Genomic DNA, 26,420 nt, shown 5'->3' on the forward strand with positions numbered 1-26,420 from the left:
GATTTCCACCGGAACATGGTCGTGTCTAAGGAGCCTGTTTGAACGGATTGGCTTCGGCCAATATCAACGAGAAATAGTCCTGATCATCGCTCCATTCCTCGATCGGCGACCATCCGCCCGCGCGCAGCATCAGCCGCGCGTCGCGCAGACCATATTTATGGCTGTTCTCGATATGAATGCGCTGTCCGGCCGCCATGCTGTGGTCTTGCCCGAGCAGTTGAAAATCGGTGTCCTTTTGCGCCTGCACATAAATCTCGATCCGGGCATAAAGGTCATTCCAGAGCGCAACATGCCGAAAATCATTCACGGCGATGGTCCCGTCCAACTCGCGATTGATGCGGTGTAGCAGGTTGAGCGAGAATTGCGCGGTCACGCCGGCGCTGTCATCATAGGCCGCGACCAGCACATCAGGGTCCTTGATACGATCAAAGCCGATCAGCAATTGCGACCCGGTACCCAGAGTTTCACGCATGAACCGCAACAGATCAACCGACGTGCGGGCGATCATGTTGCCGATCGTCGATCCCGGGAAAAACCCCAGCTTGGGCAATCCCGCCACCGCGTCCGGCAAACTGATCCGGGTCATGAAATCCGCTTCCAGCGGATAGATAGGCAAGTCCGGAAACTGGTCCTGCAACAGGGCCGCGCTATATTCCAGAAATTCTCCGGAAATGTCGATCGGCACATAGGCACCGGGTTCGGCTGCGCGCAAAAGATGCGGTGTTTTGGTTGAACTGCCCGATCCGAATTCCACAATCGCACGGCCCGGCCCACCCAAAGCGGCAATTGCCGGACTATATTCTTCGAGCAGCGCCGTCTCGGTTCGCGTCGGATAATATTCCGGAAGCCCGGTAATTTGCTCGAACAATTCAGAACCGGCGCGATCATAAAGCCAGCGCGCAGGGATGGCGTAAAGCCGTTCCTCAAAACAGCGCTGCACATCCGTTCGAAACGCCGAATCAATACGGCTGGTCGTCATATCCATAAGGTGAGCGGCGTCCTCGGCGCGTAAAATGCAGTGGATTTAGAGATCTTTGGCCAGACGGAGGCCGGTATATTGCCACCGTTGCTGGGGGTAGAAAAAATTGCGGTAAGAATCGCGCATATGTCCGGGCGGTGTTGCGACACTGCCGCCCTTCAACACCGACTGACCGGACATGAACTTGCCATTATATTCGCCGACCGCGCCTGCAGCGGTCTGGAAACCCGGATATGGTCGATAAGCACTTCCGGTCCATTCCCAGACCGATCCGGTTTCCGGCAAGCCATTTTGGGCAGCCACTTCCCACTCGGCTTCGGTTGGCAGGCGCGCGCCGGCCCAACTGGCATAGGCATCGGCTTCGTACAGACTGATATGCCGGACCGGCGCGCATAATATGATATCCTGCCAGCCATAGAGCGAGAATTGCTGCGTCCTGCCGTCATTCTCACGCCAGTAGAGCGGCGCGGCAATCTGCTGGTCCTGGACCCAGGCCCAGCCATCCGATAGCCAATAGTCGGGATTGGCATAGCCGCCATCTGCGATAAATTGCTGCCATTCGCCATTGGTGACCGGACGGTTGGCAATGGCATGGGGGTGCAACAGAATCTTGTGGCGCGGTCCTTCGCAATCAAAAGCAAAGCCCTGATCATCGCATCCGATTTCCTGTAGTCCGGTCGCGCCGACAATCCACTGCATCGCTGTTTCTGTAAAAGCCGAATGCGGCCGCCGTTCACGCAGGGCCGGACCTATGGGGTTGCGCGAAAACAAATGGAGGATATCGGTCAGCATCAACTCCTGATGCTGTTGCTCGTGATGCAGACCCAATTCGACAAGATCGAGCAATGCCTCGGAAAACTGTCCAATGGCATCGGCCATGGCTTCGTCGACATGCACGCGATAGGCCCGCACCGCATCCATCGAAGGCCGCGTTAGCAATCCCCGATCGGCGCGGGCATGCCGCGCGCCTTCAGCCTCGTAATAGCTGTTGAACAAAAACGCATAATCATCATCAAAGGCCTGATAGCCAGCGACATGGTCGCGCAGCAGGAAGGTTTCAAAAAACCAGCTGGTATGGGCCAGATGCCATTTGGCGGGCGATGCGTCAGTCATCGACTGAGCGGTGGCATCGGCATCGCTTAGCCCGCTCACCAGATCCAGACTATAGGCCCGAACCGCATCAAAGGCGGTGGCGAGTCGAACATGACGGGCGTCTTCGGCGGCATTTGACGGGGGGATGGATGCAGTAACGGCTGTATTTCGGGGGCTGCTGATCAGTCCTACTCCGGCTGGGCATGGGCAATCCAAGGAACATAGAGCGAACGACCAGAGGGTCAACCGCTTATATTTGCGCCACGGCGGTGCGAAACTGCCGATAGTGGCGCATTTTGGCGCTTAGCGCGACGCCCCCGGAACCCACAATATGTCGGCTTTGCCGCCATTGTTGAGCAACCGCCCCAAGACAAACAGATAGTCTGAGAGCCGATTGACGTAGGCAAGTGCTGCAGGGTTCAATGCCATCACCTGTGCTGCGGCTACGGCAGTGCGTTCAGTCCGCCGCGCCACCGCTCTCGCCAGATGTATGGCCGCCGCCGCCGCAGTGCCGCCCGGCAGGATGAAGCTGGTCAACGGGTCGAGATCCGCATTCACGGCATCGATTTCCTGCTCCAGCCGTTCCACTTGGGACGGCGTCACACGCAGCACCATTTCAGAAGGTGCAAAATCATCGCCGTCTGCAGCCGGCGTCGCTAAATCCGCACCAAGATCAAACAGATCGTTCTGAATGATCCGCAAAATCTTGATCAGGCGCTCATCGTCCAGGGCCGTGATCGCAACACCCAAGGCGCTGTTCAGTTCATCGACATCGCCGATCGCGGCCATGCGAGGATCATTTTTTGCAATGCGGGACCCATCGACGAGACCCGTCGTTCCGTCATCCCCGGTTTTGGTATAGATTTTGTTGAGCTTGACCATCAGACCAAGGGCGTCAGCTTTGACCGCCAGCCAGCAGCAGAAGCAGCGCCACCAGAACCACGGCTATGGCCTGATATTTCACTCGCGCGAACATCATTTCATTCTGCTTCTTGTGCGATGTCGTGACGCCTTCGGCATCCACGTCTTCGGGCTCCATATTGGCAAAGGCGATCAATCCGCGCACCAAAGCCACAACGACCGCGCCTGCCGCCAAAATGATCAAGATTATCAGAACATAATTCATGGGGTCTATCTAGTCCTTCGCTAGGGTTATGCCAACCGGGAATATTTCTTTTCGCATATCGTCTGCGAGCGAGATGCCACTTCGACCTGCTTTTCGCAATACGGCTAAAGATGCAGAATCCCGGCTTTTTGAGAGCTTTACACCGGTTTCGTCCAGCAGCAGCGGATGGTGGATATAGCGCGGTGTCGGCAAATCCAGCAGCGCCTGAAGCAACCGGTGGACGTGAGTGGATGCAAACAGATCTTCCCCTCGGATGACATGGCTGATCTGATCGCGTGCATCATCCACGGTCACCGCAAGATGGTAGCTGGTGGCTCCTTGCTTGGGAATGATCACAACGTCACCCAGCAATTCCGGCGCAGCACTTTGGCGGCCCCGCCGGGCGTCATGCCATTGCATCGGACGCGCGATCGCAGCCATTGCTCTGGCGACGTCCAGCCGCCAGCTATGTTCCTCTTCAGCCATTTTCCGCGCCGCCTTGGCGCGCGGCATGGCGCGGCACGTCCCCGCGTAAATTGGCCCGTCCGGTCCTTTGGCGAGGCCGGACTGCGCCTGAGCAGAGCGCAAATCCGACCGCGAACAGAAACATGGGTAGAGCAAATCGCGATCCTTCAGGACTTGTGCCGCGGCGGCATAGCTGTCCAAACGCCGGGACTGGAAGACCGGCACCCCGGACCATGGCAATCCCAGCCACTGCAAATCTTCCATTATGGCTGTGACGAAAGTCTCTTTGGTACGCTGCGCGTCAATATCTTCGATCCGCAAAAGCATCTGTCCGCCATGGGCCCTGGCATAGTCAAAGACCTGGATCGCGGCATAAGCGTGCCCGAGGTGCAACAACCCGTTGGGGCTGGGCGCAAAGCGCACCACAACATCTTGGCTGACATCCCCTCTTGACGTCATAGGGTAGTTAATGCTGTCATGCATAAGGATTGGAAAGACGGCTTTGTAATGACCATGTCATGTTCTTGCGGATAAAGAGCAGGCAGTCAAAGGCTAAGGGAGTAGTGAGAATATGTACCACCCCGACCTGTTGCGGCATCCGGAAAGTTGCCCGTCACTGGTGCTGAATGCAGACTATACACCTTTATCCTATTATCCTTTGAGCCTGTGGCCCTGGCAAACGGCGATCAAGGCGGTTTTTCTCGATCGAGTCAATATCGTCTCGAGCTACGAACGCGAAGTCCACAGCCCCAATCTGGACATGAAAATTCCGTCGGTCATCGCGCTGAAAAATTACGTGAAACCATCGGAATATCCGGCATTCACCCGGTTTAACCTGTTCCTGCGGGACAAATTTTCGTGCCAATATTGCGGTAGCCTGGAAAACCTGACCTTTGACCATGTCATCCCGCGGCGGCAGCGCGGGCGTACCACCTGGGAAAATGTCGCGACCGCCTGCTTGCCCTGCAATCTGAAAAAGGGCGGCCGGACGCCGAAGGAGGCTCATATGCAGCTGTCAAAAAAACCGATCAAACCAACCAACTGGCAGTTGCAGGAACATGGCCGCGCCTTCCCGCCCAATTTCCTGCACGATACCTGGCATGACTGGCTCTACTGGGATATCGAGCTCGAGGGCTAGGTCCCCTGCAGCTGCTGAAGCCTGACAGGCTTCATTTTCCTGTGTCGCCAATACATGACGGAGGCGGAGGCAACTGGGTCAACGCCTTTTCCAGATAGGGCTGCGGATCAACCGGCCGATAACCGGGCACGGTCGCCGCAAAATGCTCGAGCCAATATTTGTGCCCGGCCCCAACCAGCACGAACACCCGCTCACCGGGCTTGGCGATCAGGCCGATTTTGGCAAACATCTTGGCGTTGCGCATATACCAATAGGCGTTGAGATCGGCGCCGGCCTGATTGTCGTGGTCGCCATAGGACAGCAGGCCGTAATAGAGTTTGCTGTGCCAGAAGGCGATTGCTTCGCGATCATTTTCCTCGAGCAGCAGCGTTGGTATCGAGGCGCATTTCTGCTTTTCTTCAAACCGGTTGGCGCGATCCTGAACCGCCCCAAACAAGGCGCCGAAATCGGCTTCCCGGCTATTGGTTTGCGCAAATTTCTGTACTTTGCCCAGGGGAAAATAGTCCGGTTCGCCTTCGCCAGGCCGTTCATCAAATCCGTAGACATTTTCATGGCCGAGAAGGTGCGCCAGCCGATAGCCAATCTGGACATTTTCATTATGCTTGGTCTGCAGATCCTGCGGGCGATAGGTGGCAAAATCGGGGTCGACCATCCCAGGATCATCAATCTGGCGCTCAATCAACACCCGGTCCGGTTTGAATTCTGCAATGGCGGCGACCAGCGCAGCGATTTCCTCCTGTCGAGCGGGCTGCGTGACATCATCAACCTTTGCATTGACCGCATCGCGGCCGGGATTGGCAAAATGATAGGTCCCGAGGATCATCACGTCTACCGGCGCGCTGTCTTCAGCAGCGGCAATCGGCGAAGACAGAAACAGGGCTAGCCCAAAAGCAAGATATCTCATCTTTCAATCTCCAAATGTGTATCGCTGTTATAGTACAGTAAGCCAATCGACTGTCAAAAGGAAACTGTCAGGAAAATCTTGACCCCTTTCATATTGCAGTGCAGCATAACGCCATGACCAAGAACACATCCACTCCACCGCTTGCCGTCCGTCAGAATCCGGACATCAAATATCTTGGAAAACTGCTCGGGGACGTCATTCGATCCTATGGCGGGGAAGAGCTCTACCGGCGGACAGAATATATCCGCTCGACCAGCGTTGATCGCCACCGCGGTGTGGCTGATGCCAGCGCGATTGATCCCGGTCTTGATGCCCTGTCGCTCGATGAAACAACCGCCTTTGTCCGGGGTTTCATGCTCTTTTCGCTGCTCGCCAATCTAGCGGAAGACCGCCAGGGGGTGTCCGCAGAAGAAGGCGCAACCGTGGCTGAGGCGATCACGAAACTGGCAGACGAAGGCGTTGACAAGGCCGCGATATTGCAACTGCTCGATGAAGCGCTGATCGCGCCTGTGCTGACTGCGCATCCCACCGAGGTGCGGCGCAAGAGCATGATCGATCACAAGGCCCGGATTGCCGAATTGCTGCTCATGAAGGATGCCGGCGCAGACAGCACACCGCAAGGCGATGTTCTGGACGAGGCGATCATGCGCCAAATCGCCCTGCTCTGGCAGACCCGGCCGCTGCGGCGGGAACGGCTGTTTGTCACCGACGAGGTCCAGATTTCGCAAAGCTATATGCGCGATGTGTTCCTGCCGGTTCTCCCGCGCCTCTATGGCAAATGGGAAAAATTGCTTGGGGCCCGGCTGCCTAATTTCCTGAAACTCGGTAGCTGGATTGGCGGTGATCGCGATGGCAATCCGTTCGTCGATGCCGACGCCATGCAAGAAGCCTTGTCGCGTGCCGCGGAGACGGTGATCGGCTATTATCTCGGTGCGATCCACGACATGGGCGCCGAACTGTCGATTTCGACCGAGCTCGCGGATGTACCGGCCGCCGTGCTGGCGCTGGCCGACGCCAGTGGTGATGATGCGCCGAGCCGAAAGGACGAACCCTATCGCCGTGCCTTGTCGGGCATTTATGCACGCCTGTCCGCCACCCACCTCCGGTTGTGCGGTCATGTGCCCGGGCGCCCTTCCCCGATCATCGCCGAGCCTTATGATAATCCCCAGCAGCTGCGCGAAGAGCTGGTGGTGCTGGCCCATGGTCTCCGGGAAGGCGGCAAGGGCGTGTTTGCCACATCGGGCGCACTGGGCCGGCTGATCCGAACGGTTGAACTGTTCGGTTTTCACCTGGCGGCTCTCGACATGCGGCAGAACAGCCGCATCCACGAACGGGTTATCGCCGAATTGCTCGCTGAAGCGGGTGTTGAAGCCGACTATCTGTCGCTGGACGAGGCCGCGCGCGTCGCCATTCTCCGGCAGGAACTGGCCAATAATCGTCCACTGGTGAGTCCCTGGGCGGATTATAGCGAAGAAACCGCGAAAGAGCTGTCGATCCTGCGCGCCGCAACCGAAGCGCATCAGCAATATGGCCCGGATGTGATCGTCAATTATAATATCAGCAATGGCGAGACGGTGTCCGACATATTGGAAGTCTATGTCCTGCTGATGGAATCCGGCCTCTATCGCGCACCCGAGACCGTCGATGCGCCGCCGACCTGTCCGATCATGGCGGTTCCGCTGTTCGAGACCGTCGCCGATCTGGAAAACGCACCGGCGGTGATGACAGAGTTTTTTGCCCTGCCGGAAATGCATGGACTAACCCAGGCGCGTGGCTATCAGGAAGTCATGATCGGCTATTCCGACAGCAACAAGGATGGCGGTTATCTGACCTCCACCTGGAGCCTGTTCAAGGCAAGCAACGCCCTTACCCCGGTCTTTGCTGATGCCGGCGTGAAGATGCAGCTGTTCCATGGCCGCGGTGGTGCGGTCGGTCGTGGCGGTGGCTCTGCCTTTGGCGCGATCAAGGCGCAGCCCAAGGGCACCGTCGACGGGCGCATCCGGATCACCGAGCAGGGCGAAGTCATTGCCGCCAAATATGGCACGATCGGCGTCGCGGAAACCAATCTCGAGGCGATGACGTCCGCGGTCCTGCTCCGCTCGCTCGAACCTGACCAGGCGGACGAACAGATCCAGCAGGATTTTGCCGAAGCCATGGATAGCATCTCGCAAGTGGCATTCACGGAATATCGTGACCTGGTTTATGGCAATGACGATTTCCGGACCTTTTTCCGGCAAATGACACCATTGACGGAGATCGCAAAGCTCAAGATCGGATCCCGGCCAGCGAGCCGGACCAAAAGCGATCGGATCGAGGATTTGCGCGCCATTCCCTGGGTCTTCAGCTGGGCTCAGGCCCGCGTGATGTTGCCTGGCTGGTATGGCGTCGGACAGGCGCTTGCGGGTTTTGATGACACCGCCAAATTGAAGGACATGGCGCAAAGCTGGCCGTTCTTCCAGGCCAGTCTGTCGAACATGGAAATGGTGCTGGCAAAGTCCGATATGGGAATTGCCGAGCGCTATGCCGAACTGGTCGAAGACAAAGCCATGGGCACGGCGATGTTCGGGCGGATCTCGCTCCGGTTGGGAACAGACTCGCGACATCCTGCTGGAAATTACTGACCAGCCCCATTTGCTCGCCAAAAACCCATCACTGTTCAACAGCATCGAGCTGCGCCTGCCCTATATCGAGCCGCTGAACCATCTGCAGATCGAGTTGATGAAACGCCTGCGCGCGGGCGAGGACGATCCGCGCATTGGCGAAGGCATCCAGCTGTCGCTGAACGCCATTGCAACCGCGTTGCGCAACAGCGGTTAAGCTGCTGCGCTCAGATCAATAGTCAAAGCCGGGATTGGTGCGGTTCAGCTTGCGCATCAGGCCGGGCCAGACGAGATTGTCTCCCAGTCCCGGCATGAAGGCTGGTGCGCCCTGCTGATAGACCCGGTGGCCCATTTCTTCGCTTTCCTCATGCAGTTGATCGGCACTACCCACGGATTGGGCGAGAATCTGGGTCTTGCAGGCATTTTCCAGCAGATACATGCGCAGAAATGCAATCGCGCAATTCTTGCCCATGGTCAGCGTGCCATGGTTGCGCAAGATCAGCAGACTCTTTGTCCCGACATCCGCAATCAGCCGCTCGCGTTCATCGAGGTCCAGCGCAATGCCTTCATAGTCATGATAGGCCAAGTCATCATGCACCTGCATCGAAAACTGGGTGTAGCGGCGCAGGCCTTCTTTCTGAACCGAGACCGCAATGCCATAAGGTGTGTGGACATGGATCACACAGCCGGCATCTTCGCGCGCGCTGTGTACCGCGCTGTGGATGGTAAAGCCGGCGGGGTTGATAAAATAAGGCGTATCCTGCTTGATATTGCCTTCCAGATCGATCTTGACCAGTGATGAGGCGGTCATTTCATCGAACATCACACCATAGGGATTGATCAGAAACCGTTCCTCGCCATCCTCGTCGGGCAGCCGCGCGGAAATATGGGTGAACACGAGATCCGTCCAGGCGTGCATCGCACAAAGCCGGTAGGTTGCAGCGAGGTCACAGCGCAATTTCCACTCTGCGTCAGATACCTTGCCTTCCAGCCGATCAATGGTGGTCGGGTCCGGAATATTGAATCCAGCATCTGCACCCATTGCCGATGCTGTGTCTTTTGCTGCCGTCGCCATCGCTGATTCTCCTCGTCATTTCTTCATTCTATATCCCACCGGGCGCGATAAACATATAGCCGCGCGGTTTTTGTCGCCGCAAAAGCTAGAGCGCCTCGAGCCGGACCGGCAATCCATCTCTGGGTTGCGGAATCGGAAAGACCTGCCACTGAGGCTCATAGTCCGCACCGCCGGACAGCAGGACGCGATTCTGGGTGAGTATGGCGTGCACCAGGATCTTGATCTGCATATAGGCAAAGTGCAGGCCGAGGCACATATGCGCGCCGCCGCCAAACGGCACCCAGGCATATTTGTGGCGGCCAACCGAATTTTCCGGCGTGAAGCGCATCGGATCAAACTTGTCCGGATTGGGCCAGTGTTTCTCCATCTTGTGAACAAATTGCGGGCTGATGCCGATATTTGTCCCCGCTGGAATCGTGAAATTGCGGAAGGTGAATTCCTTGATCGCGCGGCGCGGAATACTGGGCACCGGCGGGATCAGGCGCAGCGACTCCTTGAACGCCATTTCGGTCAGTTCGAGTTTGCCCAGATCCTCGTAGGACAAGGGCTGACCGGCCGGCGCGACAGACAGACATTCTTCGCGTATCTTCTCTTGCCACTCCGGATGTTTGGCGAGCAGATAGGTCATGCTGGTCGCCGACGACGTAATCGTGTCATGCGCTGCCATCATCAGGAAATTCATGTGATCGACAACTTCGTCTTCGGTCAGCAGCTCGCCATTTTCGTGAGTCGCCAGGCAAATCTGGGTAAAAATATCTTCCCCGCCCTTGGCCCGGCGCTCTTTGACCTGTGGCGTGAAATAGCTCAGCAAATATTCGCGGGCTTTGACGCCTTTCCACATTTTGGTGAACGGGATCGGCTTGCGGGCAATCCCCACCGAGGCCTGCACTTCGTCGACAAAGGCGGTGTTGATCTTGTCGGCTTCCGGCCCCCAGGGAATGCCGAGAATGGCGCTGGCGGCGGTGTCGAGTGACAGCGACTTGATCGCCGGATAAAATTCGAAACTGGTCCCGCTCCATTCGTCAACCCGTTCGGCAATGCCCTCGTTGAGGACCTTGCAATGATGTTTCATCGGCGCCGGTTTGAACGCGACCGAAAGCGCCTTGCGATCGGCACGGTGGCGTTCGAAATCCATCAGCATCAAGCCGCGGGGGAACAGATTGTTGAGCACCGGACCCCAGCCCTGCTCGCTGGAGAAAATCTTGTCACGGTTGAACATGACCAGCTCGGTCGCATCCGCACCGAGCAGCATCACATTCTGTTTGCCAAAGCTGAAGGTGCGATAGACCGATCCGTATTTCTCGAACATCTGGCGCCCGAAACCGATGGGATCCTTGATCACTTTCAGTGTGGTTCCCAGAACCGGTATTCCATCTTCGCCGGGGATATGGGCCAAAGCGTCCTTGCTCGGGGGCTTGACCCAATGCGGGTTGGCGGTTTCCTCAAACGGATATCCATGGGATGTTTGTGCTGCGCTGGCCAAGGTGAAGGCTCCTGATAAAAAGGGGTTCGGCAACCCTAATAGCTACTTTCATTAATGTCAGCAAGCATCTGCATTCATGACCGGTTCAATGGTGCATTGTTACATAATAGGGCATCAACAAAATAGCGCAGACTCGGGGGCAAAACGAGCCTAAACTATTTCGAAAGCCCATTGGCTGTTTCCTGAAAACAGCGATGGAAGACATAGGGGACAGGCCGTGAACCATTTGAAACTTGAACGCTGGGGCAAGCCCGCCATGCTACTGGGTGCCCTGTTGGGATTGAGCGCCTGCGCTTATGGCGGGGCCTATGGTGACGGTTATGTCAACGGTGCAGGCTATCAGTGCGATCCCTATGCGCCCTTTGATGACTATTATGCCTGTGATGACGGATTTGGTTACGCCAATATCGGCTTTGGTGGCGGCTGGTACGACGATTTTTACTATCCCGGTTATGGCGTCTATGTTTTTGATCGGCGCGGGAGCCGCTATGGCATGAAACGGCATCACCGGCGGCACTGGGCCAGACAAAGAGCCGATTATGGCGCGCGCCATGTCCGCCGGCGATATGATGACCGCCGCGCCGAGCGCCGCCGCGATCTCACTCCGGAAATGCGCGCCGAGCGCCAGGACCGCCGCGCCGCCAGACGGGCGAACCGTCAGGCGGATGGCCAAGCCACGCGGCGCAGCGATCGGCGTGCCGATCGCCAAGGCCGTCCCGCCGTTCGTGATGGCCGGGCAGCGAGACCTAATCGCGCCGCACCGGTCCGGTCAGGGCGGAACAACGCAGCCGGGGCCAGCAACCGTAATCGCAACACCGCAGCCAGTGCACGGCCGGCAACCCGCGCCGCTCCAGTACGCCGCGAGCGCTCGACCGTCAGAACGGCCCCGCGAAGTCCTCGCGTGAGTCGGCGCAATGTCGATGATCAATAGCCTTGTCTATGTGACCGCTCGGACGGTCGCAAAATGGCCAGAATATATCAGCGGGAGCGACCAAACCAGACCGCTCCCGCCTTCGGCTTTCCGATAGCCGTCAGCAACCGCAACAGGGCTTATTGACCAACGGTCACGCGTCCCACGCGATAGCCTCTTTCGCGCATTTCCTTTTTATAGTCCTTGTTCGCGTCCGCGATTTCATTGCGATATTCTTCCATCGCATCGCGCCGGTCTTCTTCATCGGTCGCGCGCGCCAGGTCTTTTTTCAGCTCATGCTCCGCCTCGCTGATGTCGGACAGATAATCAAACCAGTAATTATTCTCAACATTGGCAATAGGTTGGGTGAGAATTGGTTCGTGAGAACCCCGGCCGGATTCATGGGCAACCGCACTCGTCACAGGAAGCGCCATAAGCGTGGCACCAACAGCGGTGGTGATAATCGTTCGAATAGGCATCGTCTTTCTCCTTATCGGGTTTACGATGGGTGCAGAACGCCTGACGACCGCTTTCGCTTTCATGAACGGTGCGGTTCTTCCGGTCAGCGGCTCGAGAGCAGCGATAGAATCCCAGATAAGTGAGTGCTGTTGCCCTAATTGGGGAGTCGATTGCTCCATTGTGGAGCGATGAGTCTTTCCGTTGCCGCAATGGTTAAGATAATTGTAATGGTGGCGGGAAACCGCTAAATACACTCGGTAGTAAGTATAGGGGCAAGCCGATGGCGACCGCATTTCGCGATATTCAACCGGACGATTATCAACCGACTGAAAAACACCCACAGCATGGCGTGATCATCGGCGGGCCCGCAGCCCGGGCTAAGCGTCTGGAATATGGTATTTTGCTGTCATCCATGACTCTCGGGTCGCTCGGTGCGCTCTATTGGACTTTGACCCAGACGACCGGATGGGTGGAATGGTCGGCTTTTCTGTTTGGCTATGTCTTGATCAATATGGGAGTCGGAATCGGCTATCACCGATTCTTCACCCATCGCGCCTTTGAAGCGGGGCCGAAAATGCGCCTCGCCATTGGCATCATGGCCCAAATGGCCTGCCAGGCCTCGGTGCTCAAATGGGCTGCTGATCATCGCCGGCATCACGCTTTTTCGGATCGGGTTGGCGACATACACAGCCCCTATATTGACGGCCACGGCAAGAAAATGTCGAAATGGAAGGGCCTCGGCATCGCCCATTTTGGCTGGCTGTTCGACAATACCACGTCAGATATGACGGTCTATGGCAAAGGATTGATCGATGATCCGCAGGTCATGTGGTGTCACCGCCATCGCTGGTCGATCGCGGTTTTTTCCAGTATTATCTTCCCGGCGCTGTGGGCGCTGGCATTTGGCGGACCAGAGCATATTATCGGAACGATTCTGATCGGCGGCCTGTTCCGCAATTTCTTCTTCCTGAACTTCGTCATGGGCGTAAACAGCATTGGTCACGTGTTTGGATCACAGCGGTTCAAGACCAAGGACGGATCGCGGAACAACTGGTTCATGGCCTGGATGACCTTTGGTGACGGCTGGCACAACAACCACCACCAGCATCCGCGCGCTGCATCGTCGCAAATTGCTTGGTGGGAAATTGACGTCAACGGGATGATCATCAATCTCTGGGCAAAAATGGGTCTGGTGTGGAATGTGCAGAAGGCGCCCAAATATACCCGCGACGCAGACGGCGACTGGGTACAGGTCAAGCCTGCCAAAGCCACACCTGCAGCGCCGAGTCCGGAAGCTCTGTCGCAGGCTGATCAAGGTTTGATGTTTCCTGCCACTGCCGGCAAAGTCGAATCCGAAGCACAGCTCACCACCGAAGGGCGCTAAACGGATTCCGGCTGATCACCGGGCGATTCCTGTTCCTGTCATTCTCATTTTGCGGATTCCGCCAAACCAGGCGATGGCTGCTATGGCGCGGGGATAGTCGCGCGCAACGTCATGGTTGCTGTTACCGTTCCCCCGGAAGCGGGGCTCACGACCAGTTGTTCCGTCGCAACACCCTGCGCCTCGAGCCTCGCCAGCCAACCAAATAGGGCCGTCGGACGCGCCGAATCGATCACCAGATTGATCCGGCTATCGGCTTGCGGGTCCAATCGGCCAACCGCGAAGCCGGCTTCTCCCGCCCGCTGGCTGATGAAGACATCGAGCGGCCCACTGATCCGTTGGACAGCCGCTTGGCCAGGCACCTTCAGCGCGCGTATCTTGCTTTCAATACGGGCGCGTTGCTCCACTGCCTCTCCATAGCGCTGTTCCGCTGCACTTAAAGCCGAGCGCAAAGGCGAAAAAACGGCGTAATACCCGACGATACCGACGACCAGAATGCCCAGGATTCCGATCATGTTCTTCTCTCGTGCGCTGAGCCCGAGAAACCAGTTGGAAAAGGAAGACATCATGGCGCGCGCACCGTGATGTCAGCTTTGGCTGATCCTGTCGCGTCCGTGCGGGGGGTGGCGGTGATCACAAAACCGGCTTTTTGCAGCGCCAGCAGAGCGGGATTAATATCTTCGTTGCGCACCGCCGACAAACCCGCCGAAACCGTCCCGTCCGGCCGATAACCGATCCGTTCGATGGCGACGCCCGGTGCTTGCTGCACAGCGGAAAACAATGCCGAAGCCGGCACTGAAAACCTGATATTCCCGCGGTTTTCGCTGATCAGCCGCTGATCGAGCAATGTCTCGGCATCCGCGACCGTCGTGGCTGGTCCGACAACCGCATTGGCCTTGGTCAGCGCATCGGATGCAATGGTGTTTGTCGCCCAGTAATATTTGGCCAGGCTCACCAGCGGAATCAGCAACGAAACCAGCAGCAATGCACCCAGCAATCCGACCAGCAGCCGTTTCTGCGGCGCAGAAAAACTGCGATCAACCTTCTTGGCAAAATCACCGGACCGCAAATTGGGTGCGCTTGACCCATTGATATCGCACAGGGCCTGCTCGATTTCGCTATCCGGCATTGATGTGACCGGTGCATCCGCCACCAGTGTTTGGCGCAATCCCGGTTCATCAGGCATGATCAGACGATCACCCCGCAACACCCGGTCAAAGCCGAAATCGGCCGACACAAAACCCTCCTCGGGAGCATCCATCAGCATGCCGCACGGCAAGATCAGATCGGGATCGATGTCGATATCCTGCAGCCGGAGGAGACCGCCGGCCAAAATATCGCTGCCAATGCCCGCCGTAACGACATCTGCAGAGGCTGTGATGGCAGCCGCAATGTGCAAGCGTTCCGGGCTCAGGCTCTGGTCGCGAACCGCCATTCGGGCGGCGGCCAAGGCTTGCGGATCGCTCAGCGACTCAGCCCGGTCATGCCAGGCGATCACGGTTGATCCGGACGGCACCAGTGCAACAATCATCAGCGGTTCCGCGTCGACAGCCGGAAGTTTCAGGCCGGCCGCCAAAAGCGGGTCAGCATCGCAACCGCCTGTCTGCTTGACGCCCTCGACGACATGCCACCAGTGGATCAGGCTGTCTTCGGTTGTCGGAAGATTGACGATAAGGAGATTGGAATTGTTCATTGGCGGGATGCCATCGCCTTTTCAACAGGCCGGGAAAGCGGTGCAAATGGATATTGTCCAGACATAGCTTCCCCGACTCGATTGCAAAATCTTCAATCTCGTGATTCAGCTAGTCAATTTTTTCGCCGATGTCACCTATGGCTGCCCTCTGGCCGTCCTATTTCTCATTCGGCATAGATATCGGCATTGTCGTCTTCCCCACCCGGCGCGCCGTCAGCGCCCAGTGAAAAGAGATCATAACCCGGGCCGCGGCGCCCCGGATTGTCATATTGATAAGGGCGACCCCAGGGGTCGTTGGGCAATTTCTTGATATATCCGCCTTTGCGAAAGCGCGCAGAGGGCGGCAGCGATGCCGGCGGTGCGATCAGTGCGGCCAGACCGTCGGACGAACTGGGGTAAGACAGATTGTCGAGCCGATACATTTCGAGCGCCTGGCCCATGGTCGACAAATCCGCCCGAGCCTTTTCCACCATCGCCCGGTCCTGACTTGGCAGCACATTGATCACGACAATCGTGGTCAACAGGCCGAGGATGAATATCACCACCATTAGCTCGACCAGCGTGAATCCGTTCTTCTCGGCTGCGACCGGCGTATCATTGGCCTCGTCGCGATGGCACTGATGGTTCCGTTTCGCGATACGATTGGTCCGTAATTTCAACATGGGTGTTCCTATCAATCCGGCCTTACAGGCCCGCCAGATTCTGAAGCTGCAATATCGGAAGCAAGATAGCCAAAATGACCACCGCTACAACCCCGCCGAGCAAGACAATGATCAAGGGCTCGAGCAATGACAGGGCGGTCGAGCTGAAATTGTCAAACTCGCGTTCCAGATAGTCTGCTGCGCGCGCCAGCATTTCGTCCAACTGTCCGGACGCTTCACCGCTGGCGGCCAGGTAGATCAGCATCGGCGGAAAGACGCCGGCATTCTTGAGCGCCTTGGACAGGCTGCCACCGCCCCGGATCGCCTCGACCATGTCATCAGACGCCTTGCGCAAAACGGCATTGCTGATCGTGTTGGTGGTCAGCCGCAACCCTTCGAGTATCGGCAAGCGGCTGGATACCATCGTCGACAAGGTCCGCGCCAGTCGGGCGGCGTGCAAATCCCGGAGCAAGCGTCCGAAAAAAGGCAAGCGGAGCAAGAAGCCGTCAAACCTATATTTAATCCGGGGTTCCTGCAAAGCCCGCCAGCCAGCGAATATCAGAACCGCCAGCACACCGAGAATCGCGCCCCACCAACTGGCCATGAAGTCGGAGATACCAATCACCAGCCGCGTCACAAATGGCAATTGCTGGTTCACGTCATCAAATTGCTCCACCACCTTGGGCACCACGGCGATCATCAGCAACGCGACCACCAGAATCGCAACCAGTGCCAGCACGATCGGATAAGCCAGCGCACTGATCAACTTGCCGCGCATTTCGGCCTGTCGCTCGAGCAATCCCGCCAGGCGCTCGGTAATATCTGGCAGGGTTCCGGAACTTTCGCCAGCCGCGACCATGGCGCGATAGAGCGGCGGAAAGCTTTTCGGCTCGCGGCGCATCGCTTCGGACAGGCGCTGCCCCTCGATCACACCGCCATGGACCGAGCCAATACGCTCGCGAACATGCGCCTTTTCGTTCTGACTGCCGATTGTTCGCAACGCTTCTTCCAAAGGAGTGACCTGAATCAGGGACGACAATTGTCGCGTAAAAAGAGTCAATTCCTTCGCATTCAGCTTTCGCGGTCCGAGCAGCGATCGCTTGCCAACAGATCCACCGCCTGTGCTCGTCTCGACTTTGACCACGTAAAACTGGCGCTCAGCCAGTTTGGCGCGGGCAGCATCATCGCTCGCAGCGTTTAACCGGCCGGTCTTTTCCCGTCCTTTTGGATCAATCGCCGTATAGGAATAGTCAGGCATCGACCGGCTCATCCAGACTGTCCCGGCGGGAAATGCGAATGCCTTCCTCGGCCGTCGTCAAACCTTCCTGAACCATCGCCCGCGCGGCAGCCCCCAGATTGGGCTTCTTCAGGAACGCATGCGCCGCGATCCGCGCCTCGTCGCCGCCGTCATTGATCAGCTTGCGGATCGTATCGTCCACCCGGATCGCTTCAAACACGCCAATTCGTCCCTGAAAGCCGGTATGATTGCATTCGTCACAACCGGTTTCGCGATACACGACCGTGCCATTGTCAAAGCCCAGCAGCGACGCCAGACTGCCGTCAGCCTGGATCGGCACGCGGCAATGGGGACAGAGCTTGCGAACCAGCCGCTGGGCGACGACGGCGCGCAGGGTTGAGGCCAGCAGAAACGGCTCCACCTTCATATCCCGCATCCGTGTGATCGCGCCGACCGCGTCATTGGTATGGACCGTCGACAAGACAAGATGCCCGGTCAGCGACGCCTGCACCGCGATTTCCGCGGTTTCGCGATCGCGAATCTCGCCGACCATCACGACGTCAGGATCCTGGCGCAAAATCGCGCGCAAACCGGCGGCGAAGGTCAGTCCGACCTTGGCGTTCACCTGAGTCTGACCAATACCGTCTATGGCATATTCGACCGGATCTTCGACCGTCAGGATATTGCGGCTGCCATCATTAAGCTGTTTGAGGCCAGCATAAAGGGTCGTTGTTTTACCCGAGCCGGTGGGGCCGGTTACCAATATGATGCCATTGGGTTCAGCAAGTGCATCGGACAAGATCGCGTGCGTGGATTTCGACATGCCGAGCAAATCGAGTGAAATCGCAGCGCTTTCCTTGTCCAATATCCGCATCACAACGCGTTCGTTCGCCCGATTGGGCAAGGTGGAAACGCGCACATCGAGCAGTTTTCCACCCAATGTCAGGCTGATCCGGCCATCCTGCGGAATCCGGCGTTCGGCAATATCGAGCCGCGCCATGACCTTGATCCGGTTGACGATGACCGAGGCGACATGGGGCGGCATGCGCAGTTTTTCCTGCAGCACGCCATCCACGCGCATGCGAACCACGAGCCCGGTTTCATAGGGTTCGATATGAATATCGGAGGCACCCTGCCGCGCGGCTTCGGCAATGATACCGTTAATCAACCGGATTGTCGGCGCGTCATCAGCACTGTCGAGCAGATCTTCGGCGCTTGGGATATCGCCGGCAATATCATCGAGCGCGTCGTTGCTCAGGCTCATGTCGCCAGCCATCGCGGCGGCGCTGCCGTCCATCGCATAATGTTCTGAAACCATCCGATCGAAATCGTCCGGCGTCACCAGATCAACGTCAAACGGCATTGCGAGATAGCGGCGAATTTCGAGCAACGCCTGCGGATCTGCGCCCTCCCGTACAGCAACAGCCAGCCGTTCGCCGTCGGTTCGCATCAACAAGACCCCATGATCGCGGGCAAAAGCGTAGGGAATGTCCAGCAACGGCTCCCGCGTCATCCCATCCGGTTCCGCCGACTGTTCGATATCGCCGGAAACTGCTTTATCTGTCTCCTTCGCGATTTTCATCAGTCGTTCTGCTCCGTCTGCGGATCGCTGGCCGGAACCGGCACGGGCTCGACCGGGCCACTCTCTTGCGTGGGTGCGGTCGCTCCCGGCGCATAGATAATCTGGTCGCCCGGCCGCGCTTCTAAAGCTGGCGGGGTCGTACCGAGATAATCGCGCACCAATGCGTCGAGCGAGGGTTCCAGATCCGGATCACGCCGCTGTTGACGGGCCCGAATATAGCCGTAGCGGCGCGCCGAGAAGGCCCGGGCGTCGTTGCGGTCACGGAGAATTTTCGGCCGGATAAAGACCATCAAATTGGTTTTTACCCGGGACTTTCCGCGCGATTTGAACAATTCGCCGATCAGGGGAATATCACCGAGAAAGGGGATTTTCTCTATCGTGCGGCGTTCGTTGTCATCGAGCAGACCGCCCAGCGCGACGATTTCGCCATCGCCCACGGTAACCGTCGTTTTGATCTCGCGCTTGTTGATGATCAACTCATTGAAATCATCGGACACCGGTCCGGCGATCGAACTGACTTCCTGGCGCAGTTCGAGCCGAACTTCGTCATTGGCATTGATCTGCGGCGTGACTTCCAGCTCGATACCAACATTCTGCCGCTGGATCGTCCGGAAGGCATTGTCGAAATTGTTCGACAATGCCTCGCCGGTAGAGACCGGGATTTCCTGACCGAATAATATGCTGCCCTTGAGGTTGTTGTTCACGGTCAGCGACGGCGTCGATAGCAGATTCGAATCCGAATCCCGCTGCACCGCGTTCACAATCGCTCCAAGAATAGTATTGCCGCCGAGGGTCGTCGCGAAGCCGGTAAACGAACCGCGCGCGCCCAGCACGGCATCCGCCGCATTTTCCAGCAGCTGGTCCCCGACCACACTATTGGTGGTGGTCGTCGTCGCGGTGTCGGTGGTCGTCGTCGTCGTGGTATCAAACTCATCGGCCAGCAAACCGCCGGCAATGTCGACAATATTCGGAGAAGCGTTGGAAAAATTGGTAACCGCAAACGGCGTGTTCTCACCGCCGATCAGGAATTGCACGCCCAATTCGCGTGCCAGGGAATCCGAAATCTCAACGATAATCGCTTCGACCGACACTTGTTCCTGACGGGTGTCGAGCTGACGGATCAGTTCGCCGATCATCCGCTGCACATCGGGATTAGCCGCCACGATAATGGCATTGGTGCCTTCATAGCGGGTCACCACGGCTGGTCCACGCCGGGCGATGCCGGTGCCAGTGCTTTCTCCAACCGTGGCTACTGCCGGAATCGGCGCAGGAGCGCTGCCATTGTCATCACCATTGCCGTTGCTGGCCGGCGCGACAGATGTGGCGCCACTGCCCGCTTGACCAACCAACCGCTCGATCACCGGGAGCAATTGTTCGGAATTGGCATAGTCCAGCTGATGCACACGGATTTCCGTACCGGAGGCTGCACTCTGATCCAAATCCTTTGCCATTTGCGCAAATTTCGCCACCGCGCCGGGGTCGCCGCGCAAGGCGATGCTGTTGCTGCTGTCGATCGGCACCACCGTCACCGGAGCCAGAACCCCATCGCCACCCTGCTGGGCCAGGGTCTGCAATGAGACCGCAATTTCCCGCGCGCCCGCATTTTTCAGGTTCACGATCGTCGAGGCGGCGCTGTCTTTGTCAATCTGGCCGACCAGTTGCCGGACCCGACGGATATTGTCGGCATAGTCCACGATCACCAGGCTGTTGGCATTGCGGTTGGCGGTGATGGCGCCCTGTTTGCTGATCAGCGGACGCAAGGTTTCAAGCGCTGCTGATGCTTCGATGGATTTGAGCCGCACCACCTCGGTGACAAATTGATTGGCGGGTGACTGGCGCGTGCCGATACGGGTTGGTTGCGTTGCGGCTCCATCCGCAGGCTGAATCCGGTAAGCACCCCCGGTTGTCGGAATCGCGACCAGATTATTGGCGCGCAGCGTCGACAGAAAAATCTCGAAATATTCCGATCGGGACAGCGGCCGGTCAGTCACGACCGATACTTTGCCCTGCACCCGGCTATCGACAATGAACGTCCGTCCGGTCACCCGTGCAGCGTCCTGGACAAAGGCGCGGATATCGGCATCGCGCACGTTCAAGCTGTGCTGCGCATGGAGCGGAGCAACCGAAGCCGACCCAATGGCCGCCAGACTCACGGCGAATTTAGCAATCATCGCCTTCATCATTGCGCTCCCGTGTTAATCACTATGGGAACCCGATTGGCACCGCGTTCAACCTCGACCGAGACCTGGGCACCGGGCACGATCTTCCCTCTCAGGCGGTTTATATCGGTTGTGGAAGTCACGTCGCTGCCATCAACCGACACAATAATATCTCCATCTCTGAATCCGGCCGCTTCCAGCATGCCGCTCTCGCCTCGTGGCGATAGAACAATCCCCGTCACCTTGCCATTCACCTCCCGTGGTGCAAAACCCACTGCATCTGCCATCGACGGCGGATTGGCAAGCCCGGGATTCTGTTGAACCGATGAAATGGCATCCGGTGCCGATGGCGCGAGATCACTGCCAACGGTTTCTGCGGGTATGGATTGATCGAGGTACAAGCTTTCGCGAGTCCCGCCACGATCGATGATGACATGATCAAAATTGACAGTATCCAGTGTCACGCCAGGCTGAATCTCTTCGCCCACGGCAAAACTGTCCTGCACCCCGTCAGGCCCGGCCAGGATAGCAGACCCCAGACCCGATCCTTCGTTCATCCGGATGCCATAGAGGGTCAGTTGCAAGGATGTGACGACATTGGCCGTGTTTGCCGGACCGGCGCGATAAAAGGGATCAAAGCTGCTGAACAGCGAAAGCCGGGATTCCGCAGACAAACTGTCGACATTCCGGGCTTGCCAGTCCCCAACCGGACCGAGCGGCGTCACCGCCAGCCAGACCAGCCGGATCACCTGAACCAGCAGCAAAACAGCCAACAGAGCGGCGCATAGCATATACAGCCCCGGCGCTGGCAAATGACGCGTTTTCGCCAATAATCGGTTTGAAGATAAACTGGTCACTATTCCCCGCAAACTGCTTATGGTCGAGGCTATAACGCTTTGGTGACCAATCTGCGACTCATAGATGACATAAAAATTACAGGCCTGCCGGGTTGTTTTCCAAGAGCAGCCTGTGTCTCCTAGAAATTGATGCCAACGCTCAACGACAAACGCGTGCCGACATCATAGCCATTGTTGATAATCTGCGTGCTATTCAACGTCTGAGACTCGCGATAATCGGTACCCAGAAGGTTGCGGGCCTCGAACTTCAGTTCAAATTCCTGTCCCGCGATCACCAGGGCTTCGCGCATGACGAAATCGAGCTGCCAACCGGTCCGTTCGATCAGATCGGGCTGGTCCTGCGGTCCGCGCGCGGTGACTCGCGGACTATTATAAGTGACCAGCAAGGTTTGCTGCGAAAGCCCTTCCTCTTTTTCCATGCCGAACTGCAAATTGGCGACATGGGTGGATTGGCCGGTGAGCCGATCACCATCGTCAAACAGGTTGGATGCCGTTGTGGGCTGCAAGGTAACCGGATTGATGGCTTGATCTCCCGCAGCCACTTTGATTTCCGACTTGGTATATGTGTAGTTCGCAGCCAGCATAAGCCGCCGGTCTTCAAAAAAGCGCCCGCCAAAATTGTGGAACGGGAAATATTTCACCAGCTCGACTTCCGCGCCATATAGCTGCGCCCGGGGTGCGTTGGAGAAACCGGTAAACAAGGTCCCACCGCCCTGGACAAACGCGACATTCTCGATCGGATTGTCGATGTCCTTGTAAAAGCCGGCCAGCGTAATCCGTTCCCCCCGGCCAATATAATATTCGAACCGGCCTTCGACGTTTATCAGCTCGCTGTCCTGCAGCAGCGGATTGCCAATGAAGGTCCGGTCGGTTTCGAGATCGAGAAATTGTTGGGGCGCCAATTCCCGGAATTGCGGACGGGCGACCGTTTTGGACGCCGCCAGACGGAATTGCATGTCGTCGGCAAAATTCCAGGTCAGCGTGCCGGCCGGCAACCAGTAATCATTGTCGAGGCCGGTGGCGACCGATGTTTGACCACCGGTCAGGGTGATTGGCAGGACTTCCTGCTGGGCGTCTTCGTAGCGGACACCAACATTCAGCCGCAAGCCATCGGTCAGCTTGGCATCAAACTGCCCATATCCACCATGGATCTCCAGTTCCGCGGTATAAGCCGGAACCGATGTCTGGGCGGCAACCTCGCGGAGCTGGATCTCCTGGGTGAATATGTTGAAATCGGACAGCAGAAAATCAATCCGTTGCTGATCGAACGGATTGGGCAATCCATTGGCCGGGATGAAACGGAAATCGCGGCGCTGGGCATCGCGATTGTTGAGATAATAGCTGTAACCGGCGGTGAAATTGATCGGCACGCCGATATTGGTTTCATAGCCCAGGTCAATCCCGGCACCGTAGACATGATCGTTCAGGTCGCTGAACCGGATGCGGGCCGACTCACCCGGTGATGTCAGATCATTGACAAAATCATTGGCAATCAACCGGTCAAAGGCATAGCTCGACGTCCGCTGATAGGGCGCATCGCGTCTGGAATTGGCATAGCTGCCGCGTACATCAAGCGACAGCGCGTCAAATTTGAACTCTCCGACAAACTGGGTGGTGAAAAGTTGCCGTTCGAACCAGCTGGTCCGGCCTTGATTAAGCAGAGTTTCCTCATCGACGTTGATCGCGTCAATGCCTTGCTTGATCGACGCATCTTTCACCGTGTCATGGATATAGAGATTGGTGAAGCGCAGCTTGTGCTCGTCAATTTCCGCCGACAGCGCCAGCAGACCATTGACGATGATCCGGTTTTCGGTTGTCAGAAAGTTGAAATCCTGGTCCGGACGCAAGCCCGCCTCACCGTCAATATTGACAATGCCCTGCGACGTTTGCTGCACACCGCCGCGGGTCCGCCAGCTATTTTCGAAACCGGCAGTGGCGATCACCCCGACAAAGGCATCGCCGATATCCAGCGTTGTGCCACCGGTGACTTCGGCCGAGAAATTGGCCGGGATATCATTGTTGCGCTGGATCAGCGATGTTTGCGCGTTGTTCAGGCTCGCGGCAAAATTCTGCAAGTCCAGACTGGAAAAATTGGTGCCCACCGAAATGGGGACATTCTGATCGATCGCGTTGGCCAGACCGTTCGGGATATTGCGCGTCCCATCGTCATAGCCAATAATATCGGTGTCCGACCCGTCATAGGTATAGCCCAGCTCACCGGTGGTTTCGCTATCACCGCTAATGCCAAAGCTGAACTTGAGAAACGGCTCTTCAGGTGTCGCCTTGGTCGTCAGATTGATCACGCCACCGCCAAATTCGCCGGGATAGTTGACCGAATAGCTTTTCTGAACAACCGTTGATGCAATCACACTGGTCGGGAACAAGTCGAGCGGAACGACCCGGCGCAACGGCTCGGGTGATGGCAGGGGGAGGCCGTTGAGCAGCGCGAGGGAGTAGCGCTCACCCAGACCCCGAACGAACACGAAGCGCCCACCAACGACACTCAAACCGGTGACGCGCTGCAGGGAACCGGCAATATCCCCGTCCGCTGCGCGCGCGATTTCTTCCTCGCCAAGCACCGAAACCACTTCCGACGTGGCCCGGATCGGGTTGGGAATAAATTTGCCGCGGACGATGATCTCGCCGCTGAAATCGCCGCCCGGCGCCGAAATATCGACATCCTCTTCCGGTTCGGCCTCTTCGCTCTGATCAGCGGGCGGCACTGGTTGGGTGGTCGTCGTTTGCGCCAGGACGGCTGGTGAAAACAGCGCGGTGCTGAGTAAGAGACTAGTGGCCAGTGATACCCGCTTCGTCATCGGAAATTTTCCTTATACAGTCTGAAAAAATGGGATGACGGCCAGTACCGGCCGCCATCCCACATTGTGTGTTCGCTATTCAGCCAATGGTCGGAGCGGTGGCGCAATCATCGGCGTAAAGACCGCAAGTCCAGCCCTGGAAGCGCGTGTCATTGGCATCCTGAACGGCCCCGATATAGCTGACATCCTCAAAGAAGCTGTCGACCGCACTGACGGTGAAGGCAGCAACCGCAGCTTCGTTGGCGCCATTGATGAACGGGAAAACCGCCGCGCTGTTGGCGAGCGATGAGGTTCCCGCTTCGGTGTTGTTGATCCCGGCATTGAAGATCGTCTGGATCTGCGCCGCCGTCACGTTGCCATCATCGACAAAGGCCGTGCCGCAGCTCATGAACAGGGACTCAAAGACCGGAGGCCCGTTCTCATCCGCCGCCGCGCCCGCAGCCTGGATCGTGGTGGCGCTATCGATATCGATACAGGCGGCCGGACTGTTGAACACGCTATTGTAGAACTCATAATCGCCGCCGCCGCGCAGCAAGATGACGTGATCGGCACCGTTGGAAACAAATGTCACATTGGCCAGACGGTGGCGCTGACGCGGTTCGGCATCCTCATCGCCATTGGAATCCGCTTCCATCACATGGTCGCCGCCATTGGCGCGCTGGATGGCCAGCACGAACTGGTTACTGCCCTGGAAGCCGGAATCGGAATCGACCGAGTCATCGTCGATACCGGTCATCACCAGATTCTTGCCGTTGACCCGGCCACCAAACCACTCGACACCATCGTCAGAGCTGTTGTGCACCTGAATATTCTGGAAGAATGTGCCGCTGCCAACACCCGCCATGGTGATGCCGTTCAGCTCGTTGCCCGGGGAGACTTCAAAGCCGGGATAGCGCACCTGGACATAGGACATCCGGCCGCTGGAATCCGCCGGTGATGTACCACCGTAAACGGCGTTGGACGGCCCTTCGACAATCGCCTCGCAATCCGTACGGGTTCCCCCCGGATTGGATGCACCGCCGGTGGCGCAATCGGAAATCGGCGCGCGACCCAGAATGACCACGCCGCCCCACTGTCCGATGCTGTCAGGTCCGGTCGTTCCGAGGATATTCTGGCGCGATGTCATGATGATCGGGGCTGAGGCGGTGCCTTCTGCAAAAATCTGGGAACCGCGATTGACCAGCAGGAAATCACCGCCGGAAGAACCGAACAGGACGACACCGGGTTCGATCGTCAGGATACCGGTTGTGCCACCATCGGTTCCGACTTCAACCGCACCGGACAGCGAGTAAATCGTGCCGGACCGCTGAGGCACGACCAGATTGCCCTGAATAACGCCGGAAATCTGGCAGTTGCGCACTTCCTCGCTGTTGCCGGTCGTGATCGTGCCGACATTGGATGTGCCCGTGGGGCAGTCAGCGGCCGGTCCGGTAGGTGTAGGAGTGGGTGTCGGAGTAGGAGTGGGTGTCGGCGTAGGGCTCGGGGTTGGCGTCGGCAGGACAATGATGTTGCCCTCGCCCGGTGATGCGACATCATCCGCACCGCAAGCGGAAACGGCGACGGCGGCGACGCCGGCAAAAAGTACGGAACGGGTTTGCTTCTTCAACATGGATTGGTCTCCGCGAAAACTGATTTGAAACTTCGGATCAGATGATGTGGAAACGAATCACTTTCCCCCCATCGCCTTCGGGGGCCGGACTAGGCGCGACACATGACCCGCCGATGCCGTTTCAGTGACGGTTCGGAGACAGAATTATTTCACCAATGTTGCAATGTTCAGAAAGGCCGCTGGAACGCAGGGTTTTTCACGATGCGGCGCACAAATTCCGCAATAGAAATTCGAA

21 protein-coding genes and 1 pseudogene are annotated in these 26,420 nt (G+C 57.6%); 4 read left to right on the forward strand and 18 right to left on the reverse strand.

The genetic code is table 11. The features are described 5' to 3' along the window. Nucleotides 1–25 precede the first annotated feature (25 nt). The 5 genes from egtD to gluQRS form a co-directional block, all read right to left on the reverse strand. Nucleotides 26–985, reverse strand: a complete 960-nt coding sequence (gene egtD / locus ACZ1GS_RS14385; protein ID WP_472695858.1) for an L-histidine N(alpha)-methyltransferase — start codon at nucleotides 983–985, stop codon at nucleotides 26–28. Between the two features lie 39 nt (nucleotides 986–1,024). Further along, nucleotides 1,025–2,218 (reverse strand): ergothioneine biosynthesis protein EgtB, encoded by a 1,194-nt coding sequence (gene egtB, locus ACZ1GS_RS14390; protein WP_472698152.1) that lies wholly within the window; start codon nucleotides 2,216–2,218, stop codon nucleotides 1,025–1,027. A 156-nt stretch (nucleotides 2,219–2,374) separates the two neighbouring features. After that, nucleotides 2,375–2,953, reverse strand: coding sequence for a cob(I)yrinic acid a,c-diamide adenosyltransferase (locus ACZ1GS_RS14395; protein WP_472695859.1), 579 nt, complete (start codon nucleotides 2,951–2,953; stop codon nucleotides 2,375–2,377). Between the two features lie 13 nt (nucleotides 2,954–2,966). Then, nucleotides 2,967–3,197, reverse strand: coding sequence for an HIG1 domain-containing protein (locus ACZ1GS_RS14400; protein WP_472695860.1), 231 nt, complete (start codon nucleotides 3,195–3,197; stop codon nucleotides 2,967–2,969). Between the two features lie 9 nt (nucleotides 3,198–3,206). Then, nucleotides 3,207–4,100 (reverse strand): tRNA glutamyl-Q(34) synthetase GluQRS, encoded by an 894-nt coding sequence (gene gluQRS / locus ACZ1GS_RS14405; protein ID WP_472695861.1) that lies wholly within the window; start codon nucleotides 4,098–4,100, stop codon nucleotides 3,207–3,209. 112 nt (nucleotides 4,101–4,212) lie between these two features. On the opposite strand from gluQRS, the gene ACZ1GS_RS14410 reads away from it, so the two are divergent. Further along, entirely contained in the window at nucleotides 4,213–4,779 is a 567-nt protein-coding gene (locus tag ACZ1GS_RS14410; protein ID WP_472695862.1) for an HNH endonuclease, read from the forward strand. A 31-nt stretch (nucleotides 4,780–4,810) separates the two neighbouring features. On the opposite strand, the gene ACZ1GS_RS14415 is transcribed toward ACZ1GS_RS14410, so the two are convergent. Further along, nucleotides 4,811–5,683, reverse strand: coding sequence for a DUF5694 domain-containing protein (locus tag ACZ1GS_RS14415; protein ID WP_472695863.1), 873 nt, complete (start codon nucleotides 5,681–5,683; stop codon nucleotides 4,811–4,813). 113 nt (nucleotides 5,684–5,796) lie between these two features. Between ACZ1GS_RS14415 and ppc the strand changes: the two are divergent. Then, nucleotides 5,797–8,500: pseudogene (gene ppc / locus ACZ1GS_RS14420) on the forward strand (phosphoenolpyruvate carboxylase). A 15-nt stretch (nucleotides 8,501–8,515) separates the two neighbouring features. Here the strand turns inward: ppc and ACZ1GS_RS14425 are convergent. Both ACZ1GS_RS14425 and ACZ1GS_RS14430 read right to left on the reverse strand, forming a co-directional pair. Then, entirely contained in the window at nucleotides 8,516–9,358 is an 843-nt protein-coding gene (locus ACZ1GS_RS14425; protein ID WP_472695864.1) for a class II aldolase/adducin family protein, read from the reverse strand. An 85-nt stretch (nucleotides 9,359–9,443) separates the two neighbouring features. Continuing rightward, entirely contained in the window at nucleotides 9,444–10,841 is a 1,398-nt protein-coding gene (locus ACZ1GS_RS14430; protein WP_472695865.1) for a cytochrome P450, read from the reverse strand. 217 nt (nucleotides 10,842–11,058) lie between these two features. Here ACZ1GS_RS14430 and ACZ1GS_RS14435 point away from each other — a divergent pair, with 217 nt between their 5' ends. Next, nucleotides 11,059–11,772, forward strand: a complete 714-nt coding sequence (locus tag ACZ1GS_RS14435) for a hypothetical protein (RefSeq protein WP_472695866.1) — start codon at nucleotides 11,059–11,061, stop codon at nucleotides 11,770–11,772. A 119-nt stretch (nucleotides 11,773–11,891) separates the two neighbouring features. On the opposite strand, the gene ACZ1GS_RS14440 is transcribed toward ACZ1GS_RS14435, so the two are convergent. Beyond that, nucleotides 11,892–12,230 (reverse strand): hypothetical protein, encoded by a 339-nt coding sequence (locus tag ACZ1GS_RS14440; RefSeq protein WP_472695867.1) that lies wholly within the window; start codon nucleotides 12,228–12,230, stop codon nucleotides 11,892–11,894. A 260-nt stretch (nucleotides 12,231–12,490) separates the two neighbouring features. On the opposite strand from ACZ1GS_RS14440, the gene ACZ1GS_RS14445 reads away from it, so the two are divergent. Further along, nucleotides 12,491–13,594 (forward strand): acyl-CoA desaturase, encoded by a 1,104-nt coding sequence (locus tag ACZ1GS_RS14445; RefSeq protein ID WP_472695868.1) that lies wholly within the window; start codon nucleotides 12,491–12,493, stop codon nucleotides 13,592–13,594. Nucleotides 13,595–13,674: 80 nt separating this feature from the next. On the opposite strand, the gene gspM is transcribed toward ACZ1GS_RS14445, so the two are convergent. The 9 genes from gspM to ACZ1GS_RS14490 all read right to left on the reverse strand — a co-directional run bounded on the left by gspM (nucleotide 13,675) and on the right by ACZ1GS_RS14490 (nucleotide 26,185). Next, nucleotides 13,675–14,160 (reverse strand): type II secretion system protein GspM, encoded by a 486-nt coding sequence (gene gspM, locus ACZ1GS_RS14450; protein ID WP_472695869.1) that lies wholly within the window; start codon nucleotides 14,158–14,160, stop codon nucleotides 13,675–13,677. Beyond that, nucleotides 14,157–15,284 carry a type II secretion system protein L gene (locus tag ACZ1GS_RS14455; RefSeq protein ID WP_472695870.1) on the reverse strand — a complete coding sequence of 376 codons (1,128 nt, stop codon included), beginning with the start codon at nucleotides 15,282–15,284 and terminating at the stop codon, nucleotides 14,157–14,159. The genes gspM and ACZ1GS_RS14455 overlap by 4 nt, the downstream gene beginning before the upstream one ends. A 164-nt stretch (nucleotides 15,285–15,448) precedes the next feature. Then, complete coding sequence (gspG, locus tag ACZ1GS_RS14460; RefSeq protein WP_472695871.1) at nucleotides 15,449–15,946, reverse strand: type II secretion system major pseudopilin GspG; 498 nt, start codon at nucleotides 15,944–15,946, stop codon at nucleotides 15,449–15,451. A gap of 22 nt (nucleotides 15,947–15,968) precedes the next feature. After that, nucleotides 15,969–17,183 carry a type II secretion system inner membrane protein GspF gene (gene gspF, locus ACZ1GS_RS14465; protein ID WP_472695872.1) on the reverse strand — a complete coding sequence of 405 codons (1,215 nt, stop codon included), beginning with the start codon at nucleotides 17,181–17,183 and terminating at the stop codon, nucleotides 15,969–15,971. Further along, entirely contained in the window at nucleotides 17,176–18,675 is a 1,500-nt protein-coding gene (gene gspE / locus ACZ1GS_RS14470) for a type II secretion system ATPase GspE (protein WP_472698153.1), read from the reverse strand. The genes gspF and gspE overlap by 8 nt, the downstream gene beginning before the upstream one ends. A 68-nt stretch (nucleotides 18,676–18,743) precedes the next feature. Then, complete coding sequence (gspD, locus tag ACZ1GS_RS14475; protein WP_472698154.1) at nucleotides 18,744–20,924, reverse strand: type II secretion system secretin GspD; 2,181 nt, start codon at nucleotides 20,922–20,924, stop codon at nucleotides 18,744–18,746. After that, a complete protein-coding gene (locus ACZ1GS_RS14480; protein ID WP_472695873.1) occupies nucleotides 20,924–21,676 on the reverse strand; it encodes a type II secretion system protein N in 753 nt (250 codons plus the stop codon). Before ACZ1GS_RS14480 ends, gspD begins: the two co-directional genes overlap by 1 nt. 203 nt (nucleotides 21,677–21,879) lie before the next feature. Next, nucleotides 21,880–24,576 (reverse strand): TonB-dependent receptor domain-containing protein, encoded by a 2,697-nt coding sequence (locus ACZ1GS_RS14485; protein WP_472695874.1) that lies wholly within the window; start codon nucleotides 24,574–24,576, stop codon nucleotides 21,880–21,882. A gap of 79 nt (nucleotides 24,577–24,655) precedes the next feature. Continuing rightward, a complete protein-coding gene (locus ACZ1GS_RS14490; protein ID WP_472695875.1) occupies nucleotides 24,656–26,185 on the reverse strand; it encodes a hypothetical protein in 1,530 nt (509 codons plus the stop codon). Nucleotides 26,186–26,420: the final 235 nt, after the last annotated feature.

The sequence above is a fragment of the Parasphingorhabdus sp. W113 genome, assembly GCF_055693205.1.

Bases quoted from the DNA above. Each gene is read 5' to 3' on its own strand.
- ACZ1GS_RS14415 (WP_472695863.1), bottom strand. From the start codon at position 5,683: ATGAGATATCTTGCTTTTGGGCTAGCCCTGTTTCTGTCTTCGCCGATT.
- ACZ1GS_RS14485 (WP_472695874.1), bottom strand. From the start codon at position 24,576: ATGACGAAGCGGGTATCACTGGCCACTAGTCTCTTACTCAGCACCGCG.
- ACZ1GS_RS14410 (WP_472695862.1), top strand. From the start codon at position 4,213: ATGTACCACCCCGACCTGTTGCGGCATCCGGAAAGTTGCCCGTCACTG.
- ACZ1GS_RS14395 (WP_472695859.1), bottom strand. From the start codon at position 2,953: ATGGTCAAGCTCAACAAAATCTATACCAAAACCGGGGATGACGGAACG.
- ACZ1GS_RS14425 (WP_472695864.1), bottom strand. From the start codon at position 9,358: ATGGCGACGGCAGCAAAAGACACAGCATCGGCAATGGGTGCAGATGCT.
- gspG (WP_472695871.1), bottom strand. From the start codon at position 15,946: ATGTTGAAATTACGGACCAATCGTATCGCGAAACGGAACCATCAGTGC.
- gspF (WP_472695872.1), bottom strand. From the start codon at position 17,183: ATGCCTGACTATTCCTATACGGCGATTGATCCAAAAGGACGGGAAAAG.
- gspD (WP_472698154.1), bottom strand. From the start codon at position 20,924: ATGAAGGCGATGATTGCTAAATTCGCCGTGAGTCTGGCGGCCATTGGG.
- egtD (WP_472695858.1), bottom strand. From the start codon at position 985: ATGGATATGACGACCAGCCGTATTGATTCGGCGTTTCGAACGGATGTG.
- ACZ1GS_RS14455 (WP_472695870.1), bottom strand. From the start codon at position 15,284: ATGAACAATTCCAATCTCCTTATCGTCAATCTTCCGACAACCGAAGAC.
- gspE (WP_472698153.1), bottom strand. From the start codon at position 18,675: ATGACGCGGGAGCCGTTGCTGGACATTCCCTACGCTTTTGCCCGCGAT.
- gluQRS (WP_472695861.1), bottom strand. From the start codon at position 4,100: ATGACGTCAAGAGGGGATGTCAGCCAAGATGTTGTGGTGCGCTTTGCG.
- ACZ1GS_RS14490 (WP_472695875.1), bottom strand. From the start codon at position 26,185: ATGTTGAAGAAGCAAACCCGTTCCGTACTTTTTGCCGGCGTCGCCGCC.
- ACZ1GS_RS14445 (WP_472695868.1), top strand. From the start codon at position 12,491: ATGGCGACCGCATTTCGCGATATTCAACCGGACGATTATCAACCGACT.
- ACZ1GS_RS14400 (WP_472695860.1), bottom strand. From the start codon at position 3,197: ATGAATTATGTTCTGATAATCTTGATCATTTTGGCGGCAGGCGCGGTC.
- ACZ1GS_RS14440 (WP_472695867.1), bottom strand. From the start codon at position 12,230: ATGCCTATTCGAACGATTATCACCACCGCTGTTGGTGCCACGCTTATG.
- gspM (WP_472695869.1), bottom strand. From the start codon at position 14,160: ATGATGTCTTCCTTTTCCAACTGGTTTCTCGGGCTCAGCGCACGAGAG.